The 21280-nt window shown below is 38.1% G+C and carries 12 protein-coding genes; 11 read left to right on the top strand and 1 reads right to left on the bottom strand.

Annotation, left to right across the window (positions count from 1 at the left end):
* Window positions 1–10 precede the first annotated feature (10 nt).
* Window positions 11–5194, bottom strand: coding sequence for a hypothetical protein (locus HWQ36_RS21850; RefSeq protein WP_292706419.1), 5184 nt, complete (start codon window positions 5192–5194; stop codon window positions 11–13).
* A gap of 46 nt (window positions 5195–5240) precedes the next feature.
* Here HWQ36_RS21850 and HWQ36_RS21855 point away from each other — a divergent pair, with 46 nt between their 5' ends.
* The 11 genes from HWQ36_RS21855 (at window position 5241) to HWQ36_RS21905 (ending at window position 21280) form a co-directional block, all read left to right on the top strand.
* Entirely contained in the window at window positions 5241–5771 is a 531-nt protein-coding gene (locus tag HWQ36_RS21855) for a hypothetical protein (RefSeq protein ID WP_292706421.1), read from the top strand.
* 570 nt (window positions 5772–6341) lie between these two features.
* On the top strand, window positions 6342–7187 hold the full coding sequence (locus tag HWQ36_RS21860) for a hypothetical protein (RefSeq protein ID WP_292706423.1): 846 nt from the start codon (window positions 6342–6344) through the stop codon (window positions 7185–7187).
* 51 nt (window positions 7188–7238) lie between these two features.
* Window positions 7239–9398: a pentapeptide repeat-containing protein gene (locus HWQ36_RS21865; RefSeq protein ID WP_292706425.1), complete on the top strand. Its 2160-nt coding sequence runs from the start codon at window positions 7239–7241 to the stop codon at window positions 9396–9398.
* A gap of 37 nt (window positions 9399–9435) precedes the next feature.
* Window positions 9436–10605, top strand: a complete 1170-nt coding sequence (locus tag HWQ36_RS21870; protein WP_292706427.1) for a pentapeptide repeat-containing protein — start codon at window positions 9436–9438, stop codon at window positions 10603–10605.
* A 3-nt stretch (window positions 10606–10608) separates the two neighbouring features.
* Complete coding sequence (locus HWQ36_RS21875) at window positions 10609–12480, top strand: NACHT domain-containing protein (RefSeq protein ID WP_292706429.1); 1872 nt, start codon at window positions 10609–10611, stop codon at window positions 12478–12480.
* Window positions 12437–12904, top strand: coding sequence for a hypothetical protein (locus HWQ36_RS21880; protein WP_292706431.1), 468 nt, complete (start codon window positions 12437–12439; stop codon window positions 12902–12904). The genes HWQ36_RS21875 and HWQ36_RS21880 overlap by 44 nt, the downstream gene beginning before the upstream one ends.
* 152 nt (window positions 12905–13056) lie before the next feature.
* On the top strand, window positions 13057–15432 hold the full coding sequence (locus HWQ36_RS21885) for a hypothetical protein (protein WP_366829458.1): 2376 nt from the start codon (window positions 13057–13059) through the stop codon (window positions 15430–15432).
* A gap of 5 nt (window positions 15433–15437) precedes the next feature.
* On the top strand, window positions 15438–17183 hold the full coding sequence (locus HWQ36_RS21890) for a hypothetical protein (protein ID WP_292706435.1): 1746 nt from the start codon (window positions 15438–15440) through the stop codon (window positions 17181–17183).
* 243 nt (window positions 17184–17426) lie between these two features.
* Complete coding sequence (locus HWQ36_RS21895) at window positions 17427–18446, top strand: TIR domain-containing protein (protein WP_292706437.1); 1020 nt, start codon at window positions 17427–17429, stop codon at window positions 18444–18446.
* A 59-nt stretch (window positions 18447–18505) separates the two neighbouring features.
* The gene (locus tag HWQ36_RS21900; protein ID WP_292706439.1) at window positions 18506–19858 is read left to right on the top strand and encodes a pentapeptide repeat-containing protein; all 1353 of its coding nucleotides are present in this window, start codon (window positions 18506–18508) and stop codon (window positions 19856–19858) included.
* A gap of 18 nt (window positions 19859–19876) precedes the next feature.
* Complete coding sequence (locus tag HWQ36_RS21905) at window positions 19877–21280, top strand: AAA-like domain-containing protein (protein WP_292706441.1); 1404 nt, start codon at window positions 19877–19879, stop codon at window positions 21278–21280.

Here is a 21280-nt window from a genome sequence, read left to right on the forward strand (position 1 = left end):
CTAAGTTAATTTATCTGTGTATTTCTAGTCCTTGACTTTTATTTTGCGCTAAAATTTTATCTATCTGACTATTCGCATCCTCAAAAGTTTGCAATATCTGTGGAGTTAGTTTATTAGTCTGCACCTGACCCGATTGCAAGTTTAAAATTACCTCTCCATTTTTCTGCGAAATAGTTAAATCCCTCTGCTGGGTATTGAAAGCCAAGTCATAAATTTTTCCCAAAACTTGAGTACCATTTTCATTAGGCTTACCCCAAACCATGCCAATCCTTTGAGCAATTTGAGTCAGCCGACTAATGGCTTCAAGCTCAGATGTATCTTTATTCATTACTGTCAAGGCTTGGGCTGATAATTGCTCACCAGATTTAAACCCATTTGCCACCTGAATAATGCGTTTTTTGTAATTTTCTGACTTCCCTAACTTATCGGCGGCATTGTACCAATTTCTCAAGTCATCAATAGTGACTGATTGAGGTTGAACTTCTTGGTTGGGTACGGCTCTATTTTTTGGTTCAGGAAACGGGACTATAAAACCCTCCATATAATCCCCCAAGGGTTCAAGATGTAGCCCCCAGACCTGCCCTTTGCCCGTGAATAATTCTGGTAATGCTTTGGGTGAGTGCTTTTCCATACCAGCCCATTGCTGTTGATAAACAGGGTCAGCAATCATATCAGGTGTGATTTGATACTGCTTACCGACTCGAAAGGCGACTTGCTTATCAATACCTGTCGCCAGAGCAATATCGCCTTCCTTAAATCCATACTGTTTGTAAGGCTCATAAGCTCTAGTAGTGTGAGTTCTGCCGTATCCGCGCATGGCATCAATGCAAGTATTTACAGGTAGTGGGTTCGGCTCACCATGCATCTTTAGAGGGTAGTTCATGGGAATTGGTTTACCTTTGATGACAGGAGGGATGACATTTTGAACCTCTTGGTTTGGGTGGAGTTGAGCGCTTTGTTGAGGCGGGGATTGTGCTGATTGAGATGGAGGTTTTAAAAACTGCGGTCGTGTGGCGAGGGAATTAACTCTTTGTTGATACTCACTATCCGTTTCAATAAGTGACCCAAATTTCTTGGTCATATTATCCAAAGTTTTAGGAGGAATTGAACTGCTGACTAAGTGAAATACTGCTAGACCTTTCTTAGTTTCCCTGATAACATCTTCTGTTGGTACTTGTTTGCATTCAACTTTTTGAGCAGTTAACCATTTAGTTACAGTCTCAGCTTTCTGGTTGTCAACAGCCAAGCCCATGACTCCAAGTTTTTTGTTTTCTTGGGTAGAAAATAAGAAAGTTGGACGCTCTTTAATATGATGTAGAATTTTTGCACTACTATCAATCATATACAGTTGTTGAGGGTTAACCGATTGAGTCCCAAAGATAAGAAATTCCTTCGTCCAAATAGTAGGATATTCAACGGTATTAGGGTCAATTTGAGCGCAAATAACAGAGAAATTACTTTGAATAATAGCGGGCGCAGGTGTCAGTTGTCCGGTTTTGAGTAGCCCAAGTTGTCTGAGCGCGTCTTTGTCTTTCTTGAAATGTAATACCCCCAAGGGTTCACCATTCAAAAACACAGCATCTCTAGTTTTAGAAGCTGAGGTTTCGAGAGTCAGTTTTCGGTAATCTTGATCATTAAATGTCTGACCAGAAAAATCATAAAAGTTAATTTTATTGATTTTGAGGAGGTTCCCATTGGGAGACTCACCCAGCACAAAAGCTTGATCTCCAGTTTCGGAGATTGACGTGAGCTTTAATTTTAGGGGATTACCATTTTTTAAGTAATCAACTTGTTTTAACTGCTGGACAGAATCACTGTCTAACTCACCCAAAGTCAAAGCATCAATTTTGATTTTTACTGTTTTGTCAGTCATCGGCACAGTGCCAAATTCTAAGTTGACCGGTTCGGCGTTAAAAACAAGTCCTGTGTAAGAGAAGTTTTTAAGTTCGCGGATAGTAATTTCAACCGGCTCAAATCCTGGCAGCCCAATAGTTGCTTTGGCAGTAGCAGGTTCTACCCCAACCATACTGGCTTGTGCTTTCGTACCAATAGGAAGCTGTGCGGTTCTGGTTTCAAGCATGGCGAATTCCTTATATTCGCCGTCAGCATCCTGGACAAACATTAGTCTGGAAACGTGGCGTTCATGCCCCGGTGGGTGATGAGAGGCTCTGATTTCTATGGGGTGTTTTTCGTCTGGGTTCCACTTTCTGCCCAAAAATTGATTTGCTTCATTATTAAGTGTGACTAACTTCGGTTCGCTAAATTGCAGTTGCTCCAGGCGGGAGATAATTTCATTGGGGAAAGCAGCGAAGGCGAAATTGGAAACTTTTTTAGCGATCGCCTGGGGGTTTGCGTTTTCTTTTCTTGCAACTTCAAGTTCATCCTGGCGAGATGCACAGATGCTCCAAGCGGCGGCAGCAGATGCAAGTTTTTCTGACTCTGGGATAGAAGCGTAAAATGCGAGAGCCGTCTCCTGTGCCTTGTCGAACAGTAATTTAGTTTGGCTTCTAGTAAGTTCTGGTTTTAGTTCTAGGAGTTTAGCTCCCTGCATGGTCATCCCCGATTTGAAGTTGTGGTCAGTCACAGATTGTTGGCTAACTGTCCCCAGGTTCCGGTAAGCGGGTTTTCCATCCTCCCCAATCTCACCATTGATTTGTGCAACTGCTAGTAATTTGTGGGGGCGTTCTTTAGTTCGCCATTTCTCTGGTATTTCGTCTAGGCGAATGTTCAACGTTTGGGCTTTCCAAATCAGAGGATGTTCGTAATGGGTGAGATTAGTAATTTCGAGTTGGCAAGACTGTGGAGTTTGGATGATTGCGGATGGCCCTTTCTCGGTTTCCCGCCGTCGCTCCATACGTACCGCAGCGTTGAACTTCAGATCAAACTCGTACTTGGCGGCGATCGCTGCAAATTTTTGCTGTGGTGTAAATTCTACTCCTTTGAACAAGTCTTTAAACTGGACGATGGGACGCGATTCTAACTGCGATTCTTGGAAATATTTATTGGTTTGGCTAATTAATAATTCTACTGGTGAGTAGCCCTTTGGTGTTATACCTGTGTTTAAATAAACTGAACGCGACTTTTTATCTTTAATATAGTTAACATCACGATACAAGTAGCGGTTGTTTTCCCTGATTTTATCCATCTCAGGTTTTTTAGCACTTTTGAATAAATCAACCGCTATTTGGTTTTGATAACATCCCTCTTCAATCATGCTCCGGTACATTTGACGGTTAATGTCCATTGCTTGCTGGATAATTTTGGGAGTTCTTTGAGAATGAGCAAGTTCAACAACCCCTTGCATATAAGGCTTGTATTCTTCTCGAATTAACTTTGGATCTTTCTGGCGTTCTTGCTCAAACAGGGTTTCGTAATGGTTAGAAACTTGGTCTAGATAATTTGATTTCTGCTCAAAAGTACCGTAAGTCTTTAGTACCTCAATTTCTGATTCTAATGCCTCCAGTGCTGTCACTTGATTGTTGATTATGCCTACGCTGATACTATCGCTCATGTGAATAGCGATTTTTTCAAAAGGGGGCTGGCTTCCATCGCTGGGATCATAAAATGACTGTTTTTTGAGCTTAACCGTGGGTGAATAGGCGTTTTGGGGAAGATTCCTTCGCTCTGCCTCTGCTGTTAAATTGGGATATAAGCTAGCTCTTGCCACACCAATGCAGTCACCGTCAAAATCTCGTGCTTGGCGTTCTGATTCGGTTTCGGCTGGGTCAACTTCATCAACATCAATACCTTGCGTTTCTAACTCTGTAATTCTGGCTTGTATGCGCTTGTGGTCTTCGTCATTGACTACAATTATGCCTTCTAAATTTTGACCGTCTGGTGCTAACCTGTCATCAACATATTTATTTAATGATACGCACAGACCATTTGAGTTTAGAAATGGTGAGCGAAAGTTAAGTACCTTGTCCCCATCATTCATCCAAGGTACACATATTTCTCCATTCTTCAATTCCTTAGATGGAATGATCATGGCTCGGTCAAAAGTTAGAGTTCTTCCCAGCGCAATATCTCTCCATTCTTTTTGAACAAATCTACTTAACTCTTGCTTGACCTTTTCAGTTTCTAAAAGTTGATTGTGTCCACTAACTAAGTCTGCTTTAATGAGTTTATACATTAATAAATCTTTTTTGGTATCGTCTTCAGTAAACTCCTCATCTTCTAAATCATTTTCTGCTTTGAAGTCTGTAACAAAAGGTGTTTGCTGTTGAGTAATTTCTTGTTCTGTATTAGCTTTTGCTTGCTTTAATGATTCTTTGCGCTTCTCGTACTTATCGCAGTAAAGTTGAGCGACTTTCCTGGGATCGTTCTGAGTTTCGGCTAGTTTTTGAGCTTGAGCCTCTAACTCCTCAGCAAAATCCTTAATCCCTTGGGGGAATGATGCCAGCAGTTGAGATATTGCTGTATGACCTCGCTCTGATTGTGACTTCTCGCCTAACCAGATTTTCTGTTGATACAGTCCAGGTTTGATTTGGGGTTTACTAGCCCCTTTAGGATTATCTTTGTCTGTGCCTTTGAAACTAGATATTGGGATTATCAGGTCAATTTTAGGTGTACCTTTGCTCCAAGATAATTTTTCCAAATCATGAGGGCGTAAAGTTCCTTTTCCAAACCGATACTGCTTATCTTCTCCATCTCCTTCTTTCCAGCCGAAACGATGCTGAATTACTCGATAACTTTTATCTTTCTGCTCATCTCGTTTAGTCAACTTATCATAAACATCAGTTGCAATCTGTCCATAACAGTCTCCTACTAGTTTAAAAGCATCTTTATCTTTAAGAAATACTCCATTTTCTCCTGTAGCATCATCTACAATTAATATATTCAAATTTTCATAAACTGCATTTTTACAAGCACCTAGAAAGATGGAACCGTAAGCACCTCGGTCTTTCCTATCTGGACAAAGTTTCTCAATTTCTGTTAAACATTCTGAAGAACCGTAAAGTAGTCTTGTTTTCGAGGATAGTAACAGAATATGTCCATTTGGATGATTCTGTAAATCTTCTGGTTTACTGTATTCATCAATATGACCAAAAGAAAATTCTCTGTCGATAAAGTAAAACTCTAGTAGAGTATTATCTAATTTCTCAGTTAAAATTGACTGAAGATTTTTCTGTTCACTGTCAGTATGAATCCATTGATTTAACCGAGTCTCAAAATGTTTAAACTCTAAAGTCATAAAATATACATTAATTTTAAGTATAAAAACTTTTCAGGAGTTAAATATGTCAAGATTAAGGCGTTGGTTGAATATGTATCAAAAGAAAGTCAACCAGAATGGTGATTTTAAAGAAGAGTACATTCAAGAATTACGCTCTGATGATTTTGATGAAGATTATATCGTTGAATATGCTCTTAAATTTAAGAAAGAGTATGAACAACTAAAACACTTAGACGAAACCGACCCCGAACCTTGGCCCATCTTTACTGCATACGACTTCTTCACCAATGAAGAAAAACAACAGTTTAGTCCAGATGGTTCTTTGCGACCTGAATATGTGGAATCAGCACTCCGTAGTGGCATCAGCGAAGGATGGCTGGAAGAAATGGAGAGGCGCAAGAAATTGGAAGTCGATAACTATAATCAAGTGTCTGCCAGATACGCAGAGCAAGGGATTAACTTTGGTGAGCAAGAGATGAATAGAATACGTGCTTCCAGCAGGACTTACGTGCAGCGCCGCACTCAAATGGAGGTGGACTTACGAAATTTTGAAGACGATGACAGCCTACCTTTTGATAGGAACACACCATTCTAATGTTCACTCCAAGCGATCGCACTACTGATCTGTTGCTCTGAAAGCTTCACAAGTGGTAACTGAACACTCAACTTCTGAGTATAAACTTTAGTCAAGTGTTGCACATCCTGCCTTTAGGCGATCGCGCTTCCAATTAATCAGTGCTTGCTCAATGGCATTTTCTCTTTCATCTCTGGTCAACTGGTGTGGTATTTGAATGTAAAAGCAGCTTTTGCAAGTAACTCTACTGTGACTTAGACAAAAAACACCCAGAGAAGAGTTTTAAATCTACGTACAGACGTTGACATCATTTCACTTGGCTTATTGATATATTTGGGTTTCAACCATTTTTGAGTAGTTGGTGTGTTTTCCTTACCATGCAAGAGTTTGAGGCTTGTTTCTACCTTAAAAATATTTAAGTCCCGTTAATCTACTCTGAAAATAAATTTTCATCAGTAGTGCTGAACTGAAAGTCCATAATCCACTAAATACCACTATTTAATAATTGTTAAAGAAAAATTGCGTTACAGTCCATGAAACTGCATAATCAAGGGATATCCTACACAAAACCTTGATTTGACCAGCTCAACCATGCCGCAAGATATTGCCTGTCAAAATTTTAGAGGTCACTCCTTCAAAGGTCAAAACCATGAAGGTGCTAGCTTTAGCGATGTATGTAACTGTAGTGTAAATTTTACTGACACTATCTTGATAGGGGCAAATTTTAAAGATACTAAAGCTGGACTACAGAAAGCACTATTTCAAATACTATACGTGGCGATTAAAAGAATATTCATAATAGTTTTAGTTTTATTATTTTCTTGGGGTTACTTTATCCCAGCAAGTATATCAAGTACTATATCTTCTTCATCTGAAAAAGTAAATATTAAAAATAATACAAGCCAGTTCAAGACTAAATTAGACTTTGTTGATAATGATGAGTTTTATTCAAAGCTAACTAATCATTTAAAGGCTGGTAGAGCAATTGAAATCATTACAAATTATAATAATTACTCAGAATTTCCTGATAGATTCAAGAAAGTTTTTATTCCCAAGTTAAATAATGAATTAAGTATAAATACTAAGTTATTAATAGCTTATCAAATTTATTCTAAATCTCTTACAGCCAAAACTCAGAATATAACAAATAGTATACTTGGAGGAGCTATGTTAGCTTTAGGTGTAGAAGCTTTTACTATCTGGCCAACATTATCGTTACTTCATGACTCATCACAAACTCAAAAGGAACAAAATCATAATGAGTCGATTGTGGTTGCTGATGATTTTGATAAATTGATTTCCAACAATAGTTTTGATAATATGGCTGTTTCTACTGGTGCATCTATTATTAAAACTAATAATTATCGTGCTGTATTAGCTAAAGTGGAGAATGGCACTTTCTTGAAAGTTTTAATTACTCCAGAAGCTATTTCTTGAGTAGAAAAGTAAAACTAAATATTTTATATATGCTATCTATTATTTAAAAACATGATTACAGAGATTCAGAGAAAGAAAATCAAAGAAAAAAAGGATTTAAGAGGAGAAGATTTTAGTAAAGAAGATATCCGAGGATTAGATTTTACGGGCATCATTCTTGAGGGAGCTATTTTTAAAGAGGCTAAGGCTGGGATACCAAATTGGTGGATGATTTTACTGATAATATGCTCAATGTTATTCTCGTATCTATTTGGATATTTCTTGAGTTTTATCGGATATCCAATTGGTGTTTTATGTGATAAAGTTCATCCAATCAATTGTAATAATGGTAAATTTGCCTTAATAACACTCTCAATCTTCTTAATCATTGCAGGCTATCAAGGTTTTAAACTTAGTTTAGGAATTTCTGTTTCATCATTTTCTTGCCTAATAATATTTGTTTCTTTTTTAGATAAAATATTTCCTGAACAAGAAAATATGTTAATTGATAGTGTTCATCAAACATTTTCTTATATTACATTTATTTCAATCTCCTTAGTTATATTTAGTATTTTTGCTTGTTCTATTGTTTTTGCTATTTCTTATTCTTTACCAAAATATAGATTTGTCATAGGATTTATTAGCTTTATTTTTTACTTTTATCGTGCGGCTTTGTCTGCAAGTCCTCCTGCTATTAGTCAAGCTATTGATACCGATCCAATATTTGTCAATTTATTGGTAATTGTCTTTACCTTTTTTTTATCGCTTACTAGTGCATATATAGGATGGAAGGCTATAGATAAGGACGCAAATGAAAAATATAAATTTATTCAAGATATTGTTATCACACTTTCTGCTCTACATGGTACAAGCTTTCGCAATTCAGACTTGACTGATGCTGATTTTACCGGAGCTACTCTCAAAAGTACTGATTTCCGAGGCGCTACCTTAATTCGTACTCGTTTCCAGAAAGCTAAAATGCTTGACTATATTCGTCCTGGTCAAACTTATCTTCAAAGAGCAGAAGTACGTCAATTACTAGTCACAGGGCATGGACAAGACAATAACTTTGACCGTCTTGACTTGCGAGGAGTATATTTTCAAGGGGCTAACCTAGCAGATGCCAGTTTAATTGGCACAGATTTAAGCAAAGCCAATCTACAAGATGCAGATTTATCCAGAGCGAAATTAGTACAGACACAGCTTGACGGAACCAATTTTACAAGTACAACTCTTACTGGAGCCTTTATTGAGGACTGGGGCATTACCACTAGTACTAAATTTGACGGAGTAAGATGTGAGTACGTTTATATGCGCCTGCCCACAAAAGATAATCCAGACCCTCACCGCAAGCCGGACAATAGACAGGAGGTTTTTGCAGATGGTGAGTTTGGCGATTTCATTAAGCCCATCTTTGACACTCTCGACCTTTACCATAACCAAGGGATTGATCCCAGAGCGATCGCCATTTCGTTCAAGCAGTTAGCTGAGAATCACCCCGAAGCAGATTTGCGGATTGTGGGAATGGAAGTGCGAGGCGAAGATAAGTTCTTGCTTCGTGCAAAAACAGCAGCGATGGCTGATAAGTCTGAACTGAGCGCAGAATATTTTGACACTTATAATCAGATAAAAGGTTTGCCGGAGCGAGAGATTAAATTACTGCTAGCAGAAAAAGATAATCAAATCCGCAGATTAGAAAATATGGTGATGACGGCGTTAGAACGTCCTAGCTTTTATTCAAACGTTGAACAGGTAGGTTTTATGACAAACAATCCCGGTGGCTTTTCAGTTGGTGGTTCAGTTGATGGCGATATTAATAATGTTCAGGGTGAAAATAACCAACAAAGGGTAAGTAATAAAAGTTCTAGTTTTAACTTACAAGGCGCTCAATTTGCTGGTGGTCTAGTCAATGCAGACACAGTAACCGCAAATCAAATCGGCGGCAACATTACCAACTACAACCCTGAACAAAAGCAGAACCTTGCCCAAGCCGCAGCAGACATTCAGCAGCTTCTCAATCAATTGGGGCAGACTTACCCTACTAATACTCCACTAGAAAAACAGATAGCAGTAACAGAAGCACTCAAGCAAATTGATGGTAATCCTACTTTGAAAGCGCGGGTAATTGGGGCGTTGAAATCTGGTGGAACTGAGGCATTGAAGGAAATTGTGGATCATCCTCTTGTTAACATACTTTTGGCAACTTTAGAAGGTTGGCAGGATGCTGAATAGTTCAGTTGCTACAGATGAAGCAGAGGGGTAACTGGTGATGGCAAATGAGGAGCATTTGGCAATACTGACCAAAGGGGTGGAGGTTTGGAATGAGTGGAGAGAGAAAAATTTGCGTGTTAATGCAGATATCAGTGGAGCTAACCTTAATGGAATAAATCTCAGTGGGGCTAATTTCAGCGGAGCTTTTCTTAACAAGACCAACCTTAGTAAAACTAATTTTAGTAGGGCTAACCTCAGCAGTGCTAATCTTAGCAGAGCTTTCTTCGTTGAAGCGAATCTTACCAATGCAAATTTTAGTGAAGTTGACCTGATTGAAGCCGACCTCACCCAAGCTGACTTTAGTGGAACTAACCTAACGGGAGCAAATCTCACTGGAGCTAATCTTAGCAAAACCAACCTGAGTCAAACCAACCTCAGCCAAGTAAAACTAAATGGAGCTAAACTTATCGAGGTTAATTTTAGCAGAGCTAATCTCAGAAAGCTTGATTTAAGTGGAGTTGATCTTAGCTGGTTTAACTTTAGCGAAGCAGACCTGAGCGAGGCCAAACTAATTAGAACTCAAGCACTTAATACCAATTTTTGTAAAGCAGTATTAACAGGAGCTTGTATAGAGGATTGGCATACTAACAGCACTACTAATCTTAAAGGTGTAATTTGTGACTATATTTATCTACAAGGCAATCAAAAAGAACGCCGCCCTAGTAGTGGAAACTTTGCCCCTGGAGAATTCACCAAACTGTTCCAAAAATCCCTAGAAACAGTTGACCTAATCTTCCGCAACGGCATCGACTGGGATGCTTTCGCCTACTCGTTCAAAAAATTAGAAGTCGAAAACCAAGGCGCAAAATTGGATGTCCAAAGCATTGAGAAGAAAGGCGACGGCATTCTTGTAGTCCGAGTAGCTGTTTCCCCTGATGCAGATAAAGCAAAAATCCACAGTGAGTTCATCCAGGGCTATGAATTTGCAGCTAAGGCATTAGAGGCGCAGTACCAAGCAAGACTTGAGGATAAAGATAAAGTAATCAATCAGTTATTTTCTTCAATTAATCAGTTAAATAGACAACTAGCAGAAACTTCTGGTAAAGTCTCGATTTATTACCAACCTAACTCGCAGTTTGCAGGTGGCATAGTAGATGCCATTAATGTTAATACAGAGCAATTAGGCGGTAACATTAAAAACATAAATAATCAAGAAACCCCAGGTTAACCTATGCCGGATTCTGAAGACCCAAAGCAAGTCTCCAGCAACGACTTACGAAATTCCCAGTTTGGCGGTGGGTTTATCAACGCTGAGTCCGTAAATGCTCAGAGAATTGGTGGAGACATCTGGAATATTTTCTTAGGACAGCAGATAACACCAGTAGGCAACCCCGCTCGACCAAAGAATGAGCAGTTATTACTAGCCAGAGTCAAAGAAGAAATTACAGTTCGGTTAGAGCAGTCCCTTCATAATGCGGTATTGATTAATTTGGGGAAGGAGTCGCAACCGCAAAAAGTAAAGCGGACTTGGGATGCAGAGATAAAAATTGGGCTAAAGCGTTTTAAGCCTTTACCAGAGACAACAAGTATTTTGGAAGTGTTTGATTCAACAGAAATTGCAGGTAAACTGTTAATCTTGGGTGCGCCAGGGTCGGGCAAGACAACTACACAGTTAGAACTTGCTCAAGCTTTAGTTAAACGTGCAGAAGAACAACCGGATTATCCCGTTCCAGTTTTATTCAACTTGTCTTCCTGGAAAGATAACAAACAACCCATACACGACTGGTTAGTAACAGAATTAAAGTCAAAATATGGGGTACAGAAAAATATTGGCTATGACTGGGTGAATAATCGCCAAATATTGCCAATGCTTGATGGGCTAGATGAATTACAAAATAGTCGTCAGAAACCCTGTATTAAAGCAATCAACCAACTAGTACAAGGAGAATACCATCCTCAGTATTTAGTTGTTTGTAGTCGTAGTGAAGAGTATACTAATTATAAAACTCGTCTCCAACTTAACGGTACTATCTATCTACAACCTCTGCATAAAAATCAAATTTGTAAATATCTTGCTGATGTTAATCATACAGATTTGTGGTTTTACATTAGCAATGAACTAAATTTATTAGAGTTAACTAAGATTCCTTTAGTGCTAAACATTGTTATCCTCGCTTACCAGGAAATATTCAGAAATTCATGGGAAAATGTAAGTGAGGAACAATGGGACAATATGTCTACTAAAGAATGGATTCAAACGCCCTCCTCAAATTCGTTCAATCTTGAGTACTTGCTAATTTCTTACATCCAATTAATGCTGAAATGGAACATTAACAGCAAGGTATACATCAAGCAGAGATTACCTACGGCTCGGCAAACCAAATTATGGCTTGTCTGGTTAGCTCAACAATTAGATAAAGAATCTCAAACAGAATTTTTTCTAGAGAGTATTCAACCTACTTGTTTAAAGAATAACCGACAAAAATGGATATATCGTTTCGTATTTATACTAAATATTGGGCTAAGTTCTGGTTTAATTGGTTTGATTTTTGGAAGTATAACTTTTGGTTTATATAGTGGTTTGGGTGTAGCCATATTTTTTGCTTGTATAGTCACTTTTAATTTAACCTCTGCATCATTTTCTAATTTGAAAAAACATAAAAACACTCAAGATTTAAGTGGTATTAGGAAAGATATATTAGATTTTTTATCAGATATTTTAGAAAACAAATTTAATATTGACAACCCTATTCTCCCCGTTGGATATTTACATTGGTCGTGGAAAAAGTTTCTTAGGGCTGTAATGGTTAGTTTAATTCGAGGATTTTTAGCAAGAAAGGCAGAAGGCAGAGGGCAGGAGGCAGAAGGAATACTGCCCTCTGCCTTCTGCTGCGACCAAAGGGAGCAAGGGTTTAAGCCCCACTCCAAAATCTCTGATTTGGTGTCCTGCAATCAGTGTAGGTCTGAAGCCTACACTGTATTGCAACCTTCTGCCTTCTGCCTCCTGCCTCCTGCCTTCTTCACTTTGGACATTTTTAGTCTCTATTTTTCAACAGCCAATGACTTCTGCATTAGTTTTTATATGCGTTTTCATCCTGGTTGATTTGTCAATTTCAGCTTCAGGAGTATTTGATAAGCCTGATATAGAAAGGCAAATAAATTTTAATCAAGGTATTCGGCAATCAATAATAACTGCTGGATTGGTTGCTGTATTTACTTGTTTTAGCTTTGTAATTCCTTTCTGGATTAATAAGGTTTGGAAAACTAGCATTATTACTGAATTAGTTTTAATTGTTGGATTACTATTTGGTGTATTTCGCTGGCAAGCTACTGGTGGGTTATTTTGTATCCAACACTTCTCTTTACGCCTCGTTCTGTACTTCAACGGCTATATCCCCTGGAATTACGCCCGTTTTCTCGACTACTGCACCGAGCGTATGTTACTCCAGCGTGTTGGCGGCCGCTACCGCTTCATCCACAAACTGCTGCAAGACCACTTCGCACAAATGGATTTCAAGCAAGATTAAGAAAAAATTTGCATCTATTGTCCTAAAAAACAATGGTGATATTATTTACAACAATGTCGCTTAAACCTGCTCAAGCTTAACCCATGCCGGACTCAGAAGACCCAAAGCAAGTCTCCAAGAACGACTTACGCAATTCCCAGTTTGGTGGTGGGTTGATTAATGCTGAGTCTGTGAATGCAGGGCGCATAGGCGGCGACATCTACAATACTTCAAATATCCACATCACCAATTATTCTTACCGTGAAGATATTCGAGTAGCTGCTGTTCAACCTGTGTCAAATGCTTTTAGTGATGAAAAACTTCCATGCCCTTATCGTGGCTTATATCACTTTAGTCCAGATGATGCCGAATACTTTTTTGGTAGAGAAGTATTTATAGAAGAACTGTTTAAAGCAACTCAAACTCGAAATTTTATCCCTGTGCTGGGTGCATCAGGAAGTGGTAAATCTTCTGTCGTATTAGCAGGATTAGTACCAAAACTGCAACAAACAGGTCACTGGTTATTTACTCATTTTCGCCCTGGTTTTAACCCTTTCTACGGTTTGGCTGAAGCATTAGTTCCACTCTACACGCCTGAAAAAGATGATACGGATCGTATTGCCCAAACACGCAAGTTGTCCAATTATTTCTCCAATGGCGATGTTCTTCTTGTTGATGTTATTGCCAAAATTAAGCAAAACCATCCTCACCATCGTGTGTTACTAATTGCAGATCAGTTTGAAGAGTTATTTACCTTATGCAATGATGAAAAAATTCGTCATAAATTCTTAGACTGCTTGCTAACTTTTATTCAATCTCCCATTAGCAAATCGCTATCAGCAGTATTTGTTGCAACTATGCGTGTGGATTTTTTAAGTTACACACTCTTATATCCAGAATTTGCAGACCAATTGAAATCTGACATCAAAATCAGGTCAATGAATCGATCTGAATTAACAGATGTAATTGCCAAACCTGCACAAAAGCTGGGAGTAACATTTCAAGATGGGTTGATAGAACGCATTTTAGATGATGTAAAGTCCGAACCAGGGAACTTACCTGTACTGGAATTTGCTTTGACATTGCTGTGGGAAAAGCACCAGAGCAAACAATTAACTCATGCAGCTTATGAGGACATTGGGAAAGTAGAAGGTGCGTTAGCCAGCTATGCAGATAAAAAATATGACAATCTCACTACTACTGAGCAGGAAAAGGTACGCCACATTTTTATCCAACTAGTGCAACCTGGTGAAGGTATAGAAGATACGCGCCGACTGGCGACAAAAGCAGAACTCGGTGAGGCAAACTGGGAATTAGTGACGAAACTGGCAGATGCGCGATTAATAGTAACAAGTGACAATGCTAGTGGTGAACAGACAGTAGAGGTTGTTCATGAAGTACTGATTCAGAATTGGGAGAAATTGCGGCAATGGATGAAAACAGATCGTGAATTTCGAGCTTGGCAACAACAGTTGCGGGTTTCAAAACACCAATGGCAGAAAAATTATAAAGATGAAGGAGCATTATTACGAGGGAAGGCATTACTTGAAGCTGAAAACTGGTGGGAGATAAATCAAGACAAACTGTATGCAGAACAGGAGTATATACAAGCGAGTGTAGCACAAAGAGAATATGAAGAAAAAGAAAAGGAAAAACGCATACAACAAGAACTAAAACAGCAAAAAATAAAAGCTAGGTGGGCTACCAGTACAGCTATATTTGCAATTATGGCACTAGGGGCTGGAGGATTTGCTTGGCTACAACAGCATCAAGCTGAACAATCACTTCAATCTTTTATGCTTGGTGTTGAGCCACCTACATCAGAACTATTAAATAAGTTACCTAGCTATCTAAAACAGGCAGATAAACTTAGTCAGCATAAAGGAAATGAAAAAGATATAGCTTTGTCAATTGGATATTATCATGCTATTTTGGAAAGCACAACTAATCTTGAGAAGAGAATTGCAGAAAATTCTCAAGAATTCTCAAATTTAGAACAGGTGAGACAAGAAATGAAATCTATTTCGATAAAAACTTTAAATTCTTTGACTGGTGTTATTTTAAGAGAACGATTCTTCTTGATAGAAGAAGATATGAAAAAAGGAAAATTTGGAAGATTAAAAACGCTAGAAGAATTAACACAAAGACAGCAGTCAAAATTAAATTCAGGAGACAAATCTTTTGAAAAGAATCAAAACAAAATATCTGATTATCTTAATTTAGAGAATAATTATACAGATGGCGCTATAAAGAAAACGTATGAAATTTTAATGACCAAATTTGGATTCGGAGCTGATGTCAATAGCAATGGTTTGTTAGATCAAGCAGAAGCTAGCAGAATTCCTTGTAGAATTTTCAAAAAAATAGAAGAACTATGGCGAAATCAAACAAAAAATCGCTGTGGCTGGTATGGTAGTATATCTGAAATATCTGCTCCAGAGTGTAATGAATTAGACTCAAAATCACTAATTTTTACAATATTTGTACCTCCCTACGATATTCCTTTGGAACGTCTTGACCAATGCCGAATTACTTCAATTAAAGATTAATAAATATGCTAAAAAATAAAAATTTATATCAAGTAAAGTTTATATATCATATAATTATACAACTAACGATTCTACTCATTACTCCTATTTTTAGTCTATTAATAACTAGCAAAAGCTACGGAGGTTCTAGAATTCCTGATGGTGCAAGTATTTATAAAGTTCAGGGGAAAACTATTAATAACCGTTCTTTAACTGTTAGACATGAAGGTGATAGTAGAAGTATAAGGAATTATATCCCAGGAATATCAGAAGTGCTGACATATAGAGATGTTCTTGGTATACCTGCTAATAAAAACTTAATAGCTACTTTAGATTTTCTCTTTCAGCAAAATGATAAATGGGACTCTTCTGGTTATAGAGTAAACACTGTTCCAAAACCAACGCCATCTGAATATAGATTTCCATGTAGAGTTAGTGGAGGAACATTTACGCTAGGTTGGCGGAATGCAGGAGAAAATATAGATAGAGGATGTGCGTCAGGAGTAAGAGTGGGAACTAATTCTGTGAAAAGTTCCCTATTACCTGCTTTAAATATTTTTAACTCTGCATCAATAACAAAATCAGTTAAACAAGATCAAACTGTTAATGACGATTCTGTACTCTACTGTGGTGCTAATCCCAAATCTGGTTTTTTTGTAACTTACTCAGGAATTGCAGATGATAGTTGTCAGCAAACTATCGAAAAGTGTATATCAGAAAATGGAAGTAGCGAGTGTACTCTTGCAAGTATGGGCGAATGGAATTTGAACGATCTAGAATTAAATGCAGAACTATTATGCTCAAAAGGGCCAATTAGACGGCATTCTAATGGCTCTGAAATGAGCAATTTATTAGATGAATTAACACAATGGGTTGTCTCTCAAGAATTAACTGATTGTGCTTTTAATGTTTACACGCCAAGAGAGCAAATTATTAGACCAGGCAATGGACAAACTCTGATTCGAGGAATTGATACTGGAAGTGATATTTTGATTGATGTTTTAATAGGAACAGTTTATATTACATCAATTAACAATACTTTGGGGCTTCCCGTTAAAGCAGGGCAAAGATATTCTATAGCAAACAATACAACTGCAAAAATTAACCCTCAAAAGATTGCTGAATCTCCTGAAATTAAAAGCTTTTTAGACCCTAAACAATCTATTCCTCCTAATCTTCCAGTGAATATTAGGGAGGAAATAGCAGCTCAAATAGCTAACAGCCGGACTGCTTTGAAACTACCTCCAATAGCTCCTTTTTCAAGCTACTATTTACGAGTTATCAGTGGCTCTGGTAGTATTAAAAACAGTAATGTGGCTGCGGTTTCTGTAGGGACAAGCGTCAGTGAAGTTGCTGGAGGTTACGATCCATCTACTCGCGAACTAATTCTAGATATCGCAGGCAGGCAGGTAGGTATAGTTTTAAGTGCGCCTTTAAATGACAATCTAACTATTCCCTTTAAGGTTATTGGAGTTAAACCAAGAATAAGTGGCGAACCCTCTGTTTCAAAATTTCCTAAATTAGTCGAAAATGTTTTGGGAGTTTTAGGAGTTGAAGGTGGAGGAACCTTAAAAAAACAAGGGAACAAAATTCAAGGGAGTTTTACTGTAGAAGGAAAATCGTCCATAGGAAAATTTATTATTGGAGGTAATAATTCAGTGTTTGAGCCATCTTCTCCACTTACAGAAAGTACAGGGCTAGTAAATGGTACTTTTTCATTAAATGTGCAAATTGGAACCTCATCTAACCTCCCTCTTAAAACCTTCTATTAAAGCAATAGAATTATTCTATACTTCTTAGCAGCTTTTATGTTATTATGTTTAGGATTTTTTATTAGTCCCTTACTACAGTTAAAAGTATCGGAATTGGAATAAGAAGCAAGAAACAAAACTTCAAATTACTATATTGCTAACTCTCAGTTTAGAGGTGGCATAGCAGATGCCAACACTGTCAATGTAGTCTAGATAGATAGGAACATTTATAACAACAACGCTTAAACCTGCTTAAACCGACCCATGCCCGACTCACAAGACCCCAAACAAGTCAATAACAACGACTTACGCAATTCCCAGTTTGGCGGCGGGTTGATTAATGCTGGCACAGTGAATGCTGGGCAAATTGGCGGTGACATCTACAACATTCACCTTAGTGAAGAGGCGGGATCAGGTAATTCAGTCCAATCACAGAGTCAACGACAGCGATCGCTCTCTGAAAAAGATTCACTTGAAAAAGCCTACACCCTTCAAAGCCAGAAAGTTGCAAATCTACGAACAGCGTTGGTTATTGAAACCGATGTATCCCGCAAGTTTCAATACGAACACCAGCTTCAGGTAGAAGAAACGACACTCAATGAGCTTGGTGACAAATTAGATGCAATTGAACAACAGTTGCAAGCCAGTAATTTTCCTCAGAGTAAAAAGGAAGAAAAACAAGAACAGTTACAGAAGGAGCTAGAACAAGAAAGGGGAAAACTCAAAGATGAGAAAGAAATCTTCATCTCCTATGCTTGGGGTGGAGATAGTGAAACCTATGTTGATCGCTTAGATGCAGTTTTACAATCCAAAGGTATTGCCATTATTCGAGATAAACGAGACTTGGGTTACAAAGGACTAATCAAAGCTTTCATGGAAAAGATTGGACACGGGAAATGTGTCATTGCTGTGATTAGTGATAAGTATTTAAAATCGCCAAATTGTATGTTTGAATTGGTGCAAATTGCTAAGAATGGTGATTTTTATGACCGAATTTTTCCAATTGTTTTACCAGATGTTCAAATTTATAAACCGATTGAAAGAATTAAATATATTAAATATTGGGAAGAGCAAATTAAAGAATTAGACGAAGCGATGAAAGGTGTTTCCGCCGCTAATTTACAGGGGTTTAGAGAAGAAATAGATTTATACACCGAAATTCGTCACACCATTGCTGAACTTACTAATCTACTCAAAGATATGAATACACTAACTCCAGACATTCATAATGAGTCAGATTTTCACGAATTATCAAAGGCGATCGCACAGCGTTTAGATGAGTAATAATAGACAATTTCTGAGTTGAATTGCTTGCTAAATAGAAGCTGAGGGGTTAGGTGGCAATGGCGAATGAGGAGCATGTAGCGATACTAAAAAAAGGTGTAACAACTTGGAATAAATGGCGAGAACAACATCCAGAAGTAATACCAGATTTAAGCGGTGATCTCATAAATTCTTGGTATTGGAAAGAAGCTGAATTTAAAGGGATTTTAACTAATCAGTGTAGTCATATTTCAGATAATAAATGTAATTTTCTTCCTAAAAAACTAGTTAATATTAACTTTGAGAATGTTAATTTAAGTAGAGCGGATATTAGTGAGGTTGATTTAAAAAAAGCTAACTTAAGCAGAGCTAATTTGAGCGGAGCTAATCTAAATGATGCAGACTTAACTGATACTAACTTAACTAATGCTGATGTAACAGGTGCTTTAATCAATGGAGCTATCCTAATTAGAGCCAATTTAAGTAATGCGGATTTAAGCGGTGCTGGTATTGTGTATTGTGATTTTACTGAATCTATTTTAGATGGTACTAAATTTGCTAGAGTTAAGTTTAATGTAGATGCTATTCATCTTCCAAAAACAGATTATTCTCCTTCATGGAAATTTGTATTTAAATTTAACCTAAGTAAAGCAAATCTAAGTGAAGCAGATTTAACAGGCTATGACCTTAGTGAAGCTAATCTGTTAGCAGTTAATTTAAAAGGTGCTAATCTTATTGATGCAAACCTTAGCCATGCCAACTTAACTAAAGCTGACTTGACTGAAGCAAACCTCACTAGAGTTAAAGCCTTATCGACAGATTTTACTTCTGCAAGTTTTACTGGTAGTTGTTTAGAAGATTGGAATATTAATAGCTCTACAAAATTGGATAGCGTAATTTGTGACCACATCTACCTCCGCCAAGGTCAACAAGAACGTCGCCCCAGCAATGGTAACTTTGCTCCCAGAGAATTCACCAAGCTGTTTCAAAAAGCTCAAGAAACAGTTGACCTGATTTTTAACAATGGTATTGATTGGCAAGCATTCCTGACTTCGTTTCAAAAATTACAGGTTGAATGTGGCGGTGAAGAACTAAGCATCCAAGCTATTGAAAATAAGAATGATGGTGCTTTTGTAATTCGGGTGAATGTTCCTACCGATGCTAATAAAGCTGAAATCGAGAAGTATTTAAAACGAGAATATGAATTTGCACTTGCCGCAGAAAAAGAGAAATACCAAGTTCAGTTACAAGGTAAGGATGAACAAATAGAGATTTACCGTAAGCAAAGTGCTAATTTAAACGAGATTATAAAGCTCTTGGCAGGCAAAACTACTTATGACCTACGAGATTCTCAATTTGGTGGAAGCTTTATTAACACAGAGACACTCAACACCGACCAAATAGGTGGTAATATTCACAACAATAACGCTTAAACCTGCCCAAACCGACCCATGCCCGATTCACAAGACCCAAAGCAAGTCTCCAATAGTGACTTACGCAATTCCCAGTTTGGCGGTGGATTGGTTAATGCTGACACAGTGAATGCTGTGCGAATTGGCGGCGACATCTACAATATTCACCTTGGGCAGCAGACAGCGACATCAGGTAATTCAGTCCAATCACAGAGTCAACGACAGCGATCGCTCTCTGAAAAAGATTCACTTGAAAAAGCTTACACCCTTCAAAGCCAGAAAGTTGCAAATCTACGAACAGCGTTAGTTATTGAAACCGATGTATCCCGCAAGTTCCAATATGAAAACCAGCTTCAGTCAGAAGAACGCACCTTGAAGGAACTTGGTGACAAGTTAGATGCAATTGAACAACAGTTGCAAGCGGCTGAGAACTCTGGACTAAGGGCTGACACAATTATATATATTGAAAGACCACCAATTGAGGACAAATCCTATAAAGCAATCGTGCAACCAGGGGCATTGATTCGTCTCAAAGCCCCGCAGAGAATGGGTAAAACATTACTGCTGGAGAAAACCCTAGACTATGCAAGACACCAGGGTTATCAAACTGCGAAAATAGATTTACAACTGGCTGATATAGATGTTCTGGCTAACTTAAAAACATTTCTGCAATGGTTATGTGTTGATGTTGCTGACAGTCTGGAGCTAGAACCCCAACTAGAAAAACATTGGCAAGAGGTTTTTGGACTGAATAAAAACTGTACCCGTTATTTTCAAAAATATTTATTATCACTTACTGATACTCCCTTAGTTTTAGCCATAGATAACTTTGAGAGACTGTTTGATTTTCCAGAGATTTTTCCTCAATTCTGCTTGTTACTGCGGGGATGGTATGAGGCAGCGAAACAGGGAGACAAGATTGGTAATATCTGGAAGAAGCTGCGGTTAGTAGTAGTTCATTCAACTGAATCTTATCCTTCATTGGACAGTAATCATTCCCCGTTTAATGTGGGATTGGCGATTGACTTACCCGAATTTAACTTGCAACAAGTAACAGAACTCGCCAAACAGCAAGATTTAGGATTACTGAAAGAACAAGACTTGGCTCAGTTGATGGAGTTAGTTGGGGGGCATCCTTACTTGGTACAATCTGCGATTGCCCATCTCAAAAGCCAGCAAGTGACCTTAGAAGAACTCTTGAGACTTGCGCCAACAGAGCAAGGAATCTTCAGCGATCACTTGCGACAACAACTGTGGCATTTACAACATAATCCTCTGATTGAAATAGGGTATAAAAAAGTAGTAGTGGCGAATGCACCCATGAGGTTAGATACTGAAGTTGCGTTTAAGTTGCACAGCTTGGGTTTGATAAAATTTATTGGTAATGATTGCGTTCCTGGTTGTGATTTGTATCGTCAGTATTTCTCAACTCGTTTGGAGTAG

This window comes from Nostoc sp. NMS2 (assembly GCF_017115105.1).
Lineage (GTDB): Bacteria > Cyanobacteriota > Cyanobacteriia > Cyanobacteriales > Nostocaceae > Nostoc.